This is a genomic window from Tropicimonas sp. (genome assembly GCF_047971885.1).
Lineage (GTDB): Bacteria > Pseudomonadota > Alphaproteobacteria > Rhodobacterales > Rhodobacteraceae > Tropicimonas.
Map to the genome: position 1 here is coordinate 1 of NZ_JBKEAE010000105.1, position 8,469 is coordinate 8,469.

Below are 8,469 nucleotides of genomic sequence, written 5' to 3' on the forward strand. Positions count from 1 at the left end.
TCCAAGCCCGAGGAGCTTGACGCGCTCGACCGTGAAATCCTGCAAAAGCAGATCGAGGCCGAGGCGCTGAAGAAAGAGGACGATGTCGCCTCGAACGACAGGCTCGAAAAGCTCGAGCGCGAACTGAGTGAATTGCAGCAGCGATCGGCCGAACTGACGGCGCGCTGGCAATCGGAGCGCGACAAGCTGGAAAGCGCGCGCGGCCTGAAGGAGCAGCTCGATCAGGCACGGGCGGAACTCGACATTGCCAAGCGCGAAGGCAATCTCGCCAAGGCGGGCGAGCTTTCCTATGGCATCATCCCGTCGCTCGAAAAGAAACTGGCCGAGGCCGAGAGTTCCGAGGGCGACGTGATGGTCGAAGAGGCCGTGCGCCCCGAGCAGATCGCCGAGGTGGTGGAACGCTGGACCGGCATCCCGACAACCAGGATGCTGGAAGGCGAGCGCGACAAGCTGCTGCGCATGGAAGAAGAGATCGGCAAGCGGGTGATAGGCCAGCGCCAGGCGGTGACGGCGGTTTCGAACGCCGTCCGGCGTGCGCGGGCCGGTCTGAACGAGGAGGGCAGGCCGCTCGGCTCGTTCCTGTTCCTCGGGCCCACCGGTGTCGGCAAGACGGAGCTTACCAAGGCGCTCGCGGAATTCCTGTTCGACGACGACAGCGCCATGGTGCGCATCGACATGTCGGAGTTCATGGAGAAACACGCCGTCGCCCGCCTGATCGGCGCCCCCCCGGGCTATGTCGGCTACGACGAGGGCGGCGTGCTGACCGAAGCCGTGCGGCGGCGGCCCTATCAGGTTGTACTGTTCGACGAGGTTGAAAAGGCCCATCCCGATGTCTTCAACGTGCTGTTGCAGGTTCTCGACGACGGTGTTCTGACCGATGGGCAGGGGCGCCATGTCGACTTCCGGCAGACGCTGATCGTGCTGACCTCGAACCTCGGCAGTCAGGCGCTGAGCCGGTTGCCCGAGGGCGCGGACAGCGCCCAGGCGCGCCACGACGTGATGGATGCGGTCCGGGCGCATTTCCGGCCCGAATTCCTCAACCGTCTGGACGAGACCATCATCTTCGACCGGCTGACCCGCAAGGACATGGACGGTATCGTCGATATCCAGCTACGGCTGCTGCAGAAGCGCCTCGACCGGCGTGGAATCACGCTGGTTCTGGATCAGGCGGCGCAAACCTGGCTTGCCGACGAGGGGTACGATCCGGTGTTCGGCGCCCGGCCGCTCAAGCGCGTCATCCAGAAGGCACTGCAGGACGAACTGGCCGGGATGATCCTGTCGGGTGAGATCAGGGATGGCGATACGGTCGAGGTGACGGCAGGGGCCGAGGGGCTGATCGTCGGCGATCATATCGGCAGCACCAGCCGGCATCCGCCGGAAGGTGCGGTGGTTCACTGACAACCGCCGCTTCGCCTTCGACCTGACGCTCCAGATATGGCGGCTTCGCGCCCGGGCCACCGGCGCGAGGCCGCATATCGCGATTCGGGCCCGGCCGGAATGCCCGGTAGGCCACTATGACCGGACGGGATCAGGCGACGAAAACCTCCCAGAGAAGTTTCAGCGACACCACACCAAGCGCGATTTCGATCACCATGAAAAAAATCCGTTCGGGCAGGATTCGCGAGATCCGCGCGCCGGTCCAGGCGCCGAGCAGCGCAAAGGGCGCAACCCAGGCCGCCTGCGACAGGCTCTCGCGGGTAATCTGCCCCGCAAGGACGAAGGGCGGCAGTTTCATCAGGTTGACGGCGGCGAAGAAGATGGTGGTGGTTCCGAGATAGACCATCTTCTCGAGCCGTTGCGGCAGAATATAGGCCTGAAAGGGCGGCCCGCCGGCATGCGAGATATAGCTCGTCAGCCCCGCCAGCGCGCCCCAGAACAGCCCGCGCGGCACATCAGCGGGGCGCGGCAGCGGCAGGCGCCTTGCAAAGCGCTGGCGGAGCGCGCTGACGAGATAGGAAAGGCCGATGGCCGCCACGACCAGCTTCACCACATTCCCCGGCACATGCGAGACCGTCAGATAGGCAACGGCGACCCCGGCGGCGGCACCGGGCAGCATGATCGCGAGATTTCGGGCCGAGAAGGTCTTGCGGAAAAGATAGACCGCGTACCAGTCGGCGACGATATAGAGCGGAAGCAGAAGCCCCGCAGCCATGGCCGGCTCCATGAAAAGCGACATCAGGGGAACCGACAACATCGCCAGCATCGGTATCCCGCCCTTGGAAACGCCCATCAGAAAGGCGGCAATGCCGGCGACGACCCAGAATTCCAAGGTACTCACTCCGCTTGGCGGCGATCCGAACGGCTTCGTGCGGCGCTGTCGTTTCGGATACGGATGCAGATCCACCGCATAGGCTGCGGGCAAGTGAGATTCAATATGCCGCTGGGTCGGACATGACCGTCCCGACAGGTGCCCGCCTGCCCAATCCGTGGGGAGATATGGGCACGTTTGGCAACCATCGACGGACAGCACGCAGCGTGATGCACGCAATTACAGGAGAATGCGCACCGCTGATCGTTACTGATATGCATGATTGGTGCCCAGGAGAGGACTCGAACCTCCACGTCCGTACGGACACTAGCACCTGAAGCTAGCGCGTCTACCAATTCCGCCACCTGGGCAGGTGTCGTGGAGGCGGTGATTATCCCCGGCGCCGAAAGGTGTCAACGGCGTTTTTGGCGTATTCGCCATGATCGTCATGTGCCGCCCGACATGCAGAATCCGGCCCGCGACTCAATCGCTGCTTGTTCCCGCGACCGCCCGGCGGTATCCCGCACATTAGCCAGCGAACTGAGGAGTTATCCATGTCGAGAATCGTCACGATCTTTGGCGGCTCGGGTTTCGTCGGACGATATGTGGCCCGTCGCCTCGCCAAGGACGGCTGGCGCGTCCGGGTGGCAACCCGCGATCCGAACGAGGCGGGCGTCGTGCGCACCTATGGCGAGGTCGGGCAGGTCGAGCCCGTCGCCTGCAACATCCGCGACGATGCCTCGGTTGCCGCGGCGATGGACAGCGCCGATGCGGTGGTCAATTGCGTCGGCATCCTCGCCGAGCATCGCAAGAACACCTTCGAGGCCATTCACGTCGATGGCGCAGGGCGTATCGCGCGGCTGGCAGCCAGGGCGGGAATCCCTTCGCTGGTGCATGTTTCGGCGATAGGTGCGGATCCTGCTTCGGATAGCGACTATCTGCGGACCAAGGGACTGGGCGAGGCGGTGGTTCTGGCCGAGATGCCAGATGCCGTCATCCTGCGCCCATCGATCATCTTCGGTCCGGAAGACAGTTTTTTCAACCGCTTCGCCAGGCAGAGCAGGTTCGGGCCGGTTCTGACGGTTGTCGGAGCCGAGACGAAATTCCAGCCCGTCTACGTGGACGATATCGCGCAGGCGGCATCGGTTGCACTTGCCGGCAGGGCGGCGCCGGGCATCTATGAACTCGGCGGACCGGACGTGCGCACGTTCCGCGAACTGATGGAACAGATGCTGCGAATCATCCGCCGCCGCCGGCTGATCCACAACATGTCGTTCGGCATGGCGCGGTTTATCGCCGGCGCCTTCGGCGTGGTTCAGACGGTGAGCTTCGGTCTGGTGCGGGCGCCGCTGACCGCCGATCAGGTGCGCAGCCTTGCGCATGACAACGTGGTCGGCAAAGGCGCGCGCGGCTTTGGCGAACTTGGGGTCGACCCGATGGCGACCGGCGCCGTACTGCCCGAATACCTGTGGAAGTTCCGTCCGCACGGACAGTACGAGGCGATCACCGAATCGGCCAGGGATCTGCGGGTCTGATCCGCCTGCCGGGCCGCCCCGGCCCGGTTCAGAGCGGTGCGACCTCGAACCCCGCGGCTTCGAGCCCGTGGCGCACGGCAGTGGCGATTCGCAGGCTTTCCGGCGTGTCGCCGTGCACGCAGATCGTATCGATCCGGCAGGGAAGGCGCTGGCCCGAAGCGCAGATGATCGCCTGCTCGCCGGCCATGGCAACCATGTTGGCGGCCGCCTGCACCGGATCGCGGATCATCGCGCCGGAAAGCGCGCGATCGATCAGCGTCGCATCGTCGTTATAGGCGCGGTCGGCGAATATCTCGCCCGCCCAGTCGCAGCCGAGACCGCGCACCGCCGCCTCCATCGCCGTGCGCGGCAGGACAAGGATGACAAGCCCGGGATCGGTATCGAGCGCCGTCTCGAAACAGATGCGGGCAAGATCCGCGCTTTCCGATGCCATGTTCGACAGCGCGCCGTGCAGCTTGAAATGGCGCAGCCTGCCGCCGGCGCCGCGCGCCATCGCCCCGGCCGCGCCAAGCTGATAGCGGATCAGGTTGCGCAAGCCGGATTCGGGCAGATGCATCCTGCGCCGGCCGAACCCTTGAAGATCCGGAAAGCCCGGATGCGCCCCCAGACCGACCCCGGCGGCCACCGCGCTGGCCATCGTATCGGCCATCACATCGGGGTCGCCGGCGTGCATTCCGCAGGCGATATTGGCCGAGGTGACGACCTTGAGCAGTGCACCGTCGTTGCCGATGCGCCAGCGGCCGTACCCTTCGCCCATATCGGCGTTGAGGTCGATCCTGCGGGTCATCGGATATCCTCCGGGCCGGAAAGCTCGCGCCCTGTCGTCACGCCACTGATCAGGTCATAGGACAGAAGATCGGCAATCTGCTTCGGGTCGCGTATCAGCGGGTGCAACTTGCGCTGAAGGGCGCGCACCATGGCCTCGGCCGTAACACGGCCGGCCAGCGCATCTTCCATCGAAACGAATTCAAACCGCAGCCCGGCACCCGGTGCTGCCTGAAGAACGCGCGGCAGGTCCTGCGGGATCACGGTTCCGATCCGGGGATATCCCCCGATGGTCTGGCATTCGGGGCCAAGCACATAGGGTGTACCGTCGCCGGTGATCTGCACATCCCCGGGCACGACAACCTCGGACAGAAGCTGCAGGCCCGTTGCGGGGGAAAACCCCTCGCCGGAAAAATCGAGTTGCACCCCCTGCCGGTTTCCGCGCACCGAACGGAAAAAACGCGTTGCCACAAAGCGCACACGCGTCGATTGGGAAAAGAGCCGGCTCTGCGGGCCGCGCAGAAGCCGGATCGTGCCGCCATCGAAGCGGCTGTCCGGCGGCAGGCGCAGCGCCTGCCGGGCGGGATGCGGATCCACCCCGACCGGCAGCCACGCACCGCTTGTCACCATCGCGCCGAGCCCGGCCGCCAGATGCGCGCCGCGCGCCCCGACCAGCAGCGGCGTGTCGATACCGCCCCCCGGATGCAGGTAGGAATAGGTGCCGGCAGCGACGGGGGTCAGGTGCACTATCTCGCCCGGCAGCAAAGGGTGGCAGGCGTTCCAGATGAGGTGGCGGTCACCGGCACGGGCGCGCATCTCCGCTCCGGTCAACGCAATCCACAGCGGTGCGGTCGGTTCGACCTCGACGGCCACGCCCGCGATTTCGAGCGCCGCCAGCGCAGCCGGCTGTGACAGCAGCGCCGCGCCTTCGGCCAGTGCCACCGGATCGGCAGCTCCCCCGCGCGAAAGTCCCGCGGACAGAAATCCGCCACGGCCCATGTCCTGCACCGAAACACCCGGACCGGTGCTGCGAACGACAAGCGCGCGGCTCACCGGATATCCTCCCGCTCGGCGCCGCCTTCGCCCGCAGGATCGGCCAGCAGGCGGCCGACCTCCGTGACCGCAACGGCGGGAAACATCACCTCGTCCCCCGGTTTCAGCGGAAAGGGATCGGCCGCTTCGGCCCGAAAACAGCGGAATGCGGTGCGGGCGACATGGTACCAACCGGTGGGCGACGCGGCCGGGAAAAGCACCATCTGGCGCACTGCCAGGGCAATGCCCCCGGGCGGAACCCGGGTTTGCAGGCTGGTCTGGCGCGGCAGGTTCCAGGTGCCCGGCAAGATGCCCAAATAGGGTTGCCCCGGGGCGAAACCCGTCGCCAGAATCCGCAGTCGGGCGGTGGAAAGCTGTTCGGCAGCCTCGGCTTCGGAGACACCCGCCAGCGCGGCGGCGCGGGCAAGCTGGGGACCGGCCTCTCCGCCGAAGGCCGCCGGTATCCGCCAGAGCCGCCGGCCCGCCGGCAGCGGCGCCCGATACCAGTCACGTGCGGCAAGCATGACAGACAGTTCCCGTGTCAGCTCCGAATGCGGCAGCACCGCCGGATCGAACCGCACATGAACAGAGGCAAGCGACCCCGCCGTTTCCAGAACGCCGGGAAAATCCGCATCCGACAGCGCGCGGCGAAATGCCAGCACGGCGCGGTTTGCCGGCTCGGAAAAGGTATCCGCAAATTGCACCAGCAACCCGTCGAGCCCCAGCGCCGCAATTCGCGGAAAAACGGAATTCTGGTCGTCGTGCAAGGCTCCGGTTCCGATGGGTACAATCCGTTCTGCCATTCGCAGTGTTCCGGCTCGAACCTATGAAATGCCTGCAATATGTCAACGTGGTGCGCTTCATGCGGTTTTCGCCGTCGTCGACACGCCCGCCGGGCCATCCGCGCCGTCAGGTGCGCGGGCGGGCCTTCTGCCGCCCTACTTCAACTGGCTGTCCTTCGATCCGCGCCGGTTGATTCCAGCGCGCCGGGCCGGACGGGCATCGCGTTCCGACTGGCAATCGATACACAGCTTCACCCCGGCAACCGCCTGCCGCCGCGCCTCGGGTATCGGCTCGCCGCATTCCGCACAATGGCTCAGGCTTTCGCCCACCGGGTCGCGGCGCGATTTCATCCGCTTCAGTTCATCCGCGATCGACGCCTCTATCTGTTCGTTCACCGCGCCGTCGCGCGCCCATCCGCCCGCCATACCTTCCACTCCTCATCGTGGGCGCAAGAGTACCCTACCCCGCTCTCAGACCAAAGCGACGGATTACACCGGTCCATACGGCGAGCAGCGAAAGCTCCGAACCGTCCGGTGGCGGCACGCCCCCCCCGGGTTCAGAGATACCCGGCGCTGCGGAAGCTCAGTTCGCTTCCCCTGCCCACGATAAGATGGTCGTGAAGCGTCAGGTCGAGCGCCTCGGCGGCCCGGGCAACGGCCTGTGTCATTGCGACATCGGCCTCGGACGGCGTGGGATCTCCCGACGGGTGGTTATGCACCAGAATGAGCGCCGAGGCGTTCAGTTCCAGCGCCCGCTTGACCACCTCGCGCGGGTAGACGGGAACGTGATCGACCGTGCCCTGCGCCTGCTGTTCGTCGGCGATCAGCACGTTCCTGCGGTCGAGAAACAGCACCCGGAACTGCTCGGTCTCGCGGTGCGCCATCACGGTGCGGCAATAATCGAGCAGCGCATCCCAGCCTGAAATGATCTCACGTTGCAGGATGCGCGACCGGGCCATCCGCTGCGCCGCCGCCTCGATCAGCTTCAGCTCCAGCACCACAGCCGCGCCGACACCGCGCACCTGTTCCAGCCGCGCGGGCGAAGCGGCGATCACACGGTTGAAATCGCCGAACACATCCATCAGGCGGCGCGCCAGCGGTTTCACGTCCTGACGCGGGATGGCGCGAAACAGGACCAGTTCCAGCAGTTCGTAATCGGGAAGCGCCGTGGCACCTCCCTCAAGGAAACGATCGCGCAGCCGCCGGCGATGATCGCGGATATAGGACGGAAGCCGGCCCTGCGGAGTTTCCGGCACCACCGGAACCGCCGTCGCCTCGTCTTCGGCGAAAAGCGGCATCATCGGTTCGGCAAAGGCGGAATCGCGGCGCATGCGCCAACTCTCGTACACCACGGTGAATGGCGGGTTAACACATTGCCGGGGCCGTCCTGCAGCTTCGTTCGCTCCGGTATCGATAAGGTCCGCATATCGACGCCAGCCGACACCAGTGGACCTACCGGGCGGGCGTGATCAGCTTTGCCGCTGGGGACGCGCCCAGCGAGGCACAGCAGGCCGAGGTCATGGACGCCGTCGAACAACTGGCCTTCGCCCTCGACCTTGATCCCGGTGCTGTCGATGAGCAGGTGCAGCGGGCCCCTGGAGCCGCGATACGGGATGTTCACCGCCAGCGCCTTCTGGCGACGGGACAGCGTGCTGAAGTCGGGCACCACCCAGTCGAGGCCAACCAGCCGCAGGAGGCTTTCGACGAACCCGGTCGTCTGCCGGAGCGCCATGTCGCGGCGGGAGTCGACACCGAGCAATGAGCGCACTTGGGACGATCGATTCCACGAATGATTGCGATGAGGGTGCATAGCGGCCTAGTGAGTTGAGAGAGCTGCACCCGGTGCCGAACGGCAGTCTAGGGGAAGCTGCGCTGCGGCATCGGATCAAGGACAGCCGACCGCTGAGGGCCACGTTTTACGCTGTGCATGTGAACGGATTCCTGATAAGTGCAGTCGGCAGCAGCCATCACGATCTCGTCCTCGGCCATCCATTTTTTGGAGGTCAAGAAACTGCGGATCGTGTCGGGGGCCTCGGAATAGAGCACAAGCGCGAGGCTCTCTTCTGCGCGAGTACAGGTGACATAGAGTAAGCGGCGGGTGCGCTCG

The 8,469-nt window shown here is 65.6% G+C and carries 9 protein-coding genes, 1 tRNA gene and 1 pseudogene; 2 read left to right on the forward strand and 9 right to left on the reverse strand.

What is annotated here, in order from left to right; genetic code table 11:
- The coding region (locus ACK5IR_RS09245; protein ID WP_416928148.1) for an AAA family ATPase at positions 1-1,398 on the forward strand (1,398 nt) is incomplete at its 5' end.
- 130 nt (positions 1,399-1,528) lie between these two features.
- On the opposite strand, the gene ACK5IR_RS09250 is transcribed toward ACK5IR_RS09245, so the two are convergent.
- The gene (locus ACK5IR_RS09250; RefSeq protein ID WP_416928150.1) at positions 1,529-2,278 is read right to left on the reverse strand and encodes a sulfite exporter TauE/SafE family protein; all 750 of its coding nucleotides are present in this window, start codon (positions 2,276-2,278) and stop codon (positions 1,529-1,531) included.
- Positions 2,279-2,532: 254 nt separating this feature from the next.
- A tRNA-Leu gene (locus tag ACK5IR_RS09255) sits at positions 2,533-2,619 on the reverse strand.
- Between the two features lie 183 nt (positions 2,620-2,802).
- Between ACK5IR_RS09255 and ACK5IR_RS09260 the strand changes: the two genes are divergently transcribed.
- A complete protein-coding gene (locus tag ACK5IR_RS09260; RefSeq protein WP_416928152.1) occupies positions 2,803-3,783 on the forward strand; it encodes a complex I NDUFA9 subunit family protein in 981 nt (326 codons plus the stop codon).
- Positions 3,784-3,811: 28 nt separating this feature from the next.
- On the opposite strand, the gene ACK5IR_RS09265 is transcribed toward ACK5IR_RS09260, so the two are convergent.
- From ACK5IR_RS09265 to ACK5IR_RS09295, 7 genes and pseudogenes are all read right to left on the reverse strand, one after another.
- The gene (locus tag ACK5IR_RS09265) at positions 3,812-4,570 is read right to left on the reverse strand and encodes a LamB/YcsF family protein (RefSeq protein ID WP_416928154.1); all 759 of its coding nucleotides are present in this window, start codon (positions 4,568-4,570) and stop codon (positions 3,812-3,814) included.
- Positions 4,567-5,601, reverse strand: a complete 1,035-nt coding sequence (locus tag ACK5IR_RS09270; RefSeq protein ID WP_416928156.1) for a biotin-dependent carboxyltransferase family protein — start codon at positions 5,599-5,601, stop codon at positions 4,567-4,569. The genes ACK5IR_RS09265 and ACK5IR_RS09270 overlap by 4 nt, the downstream gene beginning before the upstream one ends.
- Positions 5,598-6,383 carry a 5-oxoprolinase subunit B family protein gene (locus tag ACK5IR_RS09275; RefSeq protein WP_416928158.1) on the reverse strand — a complete coding sequence of 262 codons (786 nt, stop codon included), beginning with the start codon at positions 6,381-6,383 and terminating at the stop codon, positions 5,598-5,600. The genes ACK5IR_RS09270 and ACK5IR_RS09275 overlap by 4 nt, the downstream gene beginning before the upstream one ends.
- A gap of 135 nt (positions 6,384-6,518) precedes the next feature.
- Positions 6,519-6,788, reverse strand: a complete 270-nt coding sequence (locus ACK5IR_RS09280; protein ID WP_416928160.1) for a DksA/TraR family C4-type zinc finger protein — start codon at positions 6,786-6,788, stop codon at positions 6,519-6,521.
- Positions 6,789-6,919: 131 nt separating this feature from the next.
- Complete coding sequence (gene radC / locus ACK5IR_RS09285) at positions 6,920-7,693, reverse strand: RadC family protein (RefSeq protein WP_416928162.1); 774 nt, start codon at positions 7,691-7,693, stop codon at positions 6,920-6,922.
- A 206-nt stretch (positions 7,694-7,899) separates the two neighbouring features.
- Positions 7,900-8,094 (reverse strand): annotated as a pseudogene (locus tag ACK5IR_RS09290) (transposase); the annotation flags it as partial.
- 125 nt (positions 8,095-8,219) lie between these two features.
- A partial coding sequence (locus tag ACK5IR_RS09295) for a hypothetical protein (protein WP_416928164.1) occupies positions 8,220-8,469 on the reverse strand: 250 nt, incomplete at its 5' end.

Excerpts from the sequence above, each read along its gene's own strand:
- ACK5IR_RS09260 (WP_416928152.1), top strand. The coding sequence starts at position 2,803 with ATGTCGAGAATCGTCACGATCTTTGGCGGCTCGGGTTTCGTCGGACGA.
- ACK5IR_RS09265 (WP_416928154.1), bottom strand. The coding sequence starts at position 4,570 with ATGACCCGCAGGATCGACCTCAACGCCGATATGGGCGAAGGGTACGGC.
- ACK5IR_RS09275 (WP_416928158.1), bottom strand. The coding sequence starts at position 6,383 with ATGGCAGAACGGATTGTACCCATCGGAACCGGAGCCTTGCACGACGAC.
- ACK5IR_RS09280 (WP_416928160.1), bottom strand. The coding sequence starts at position 6,788 with ATGGCGGGCGGATGGGCGCGCGACGGCGCGGTGAACGAACAGATAGAG.
- radC (WP_416928162.1), bottom strand. The coding sequence starts at position 7,693 with ATGCGCCGCGATTCCGCCTTTGCCGAACCGATGATGCCGCTTTTCGCC.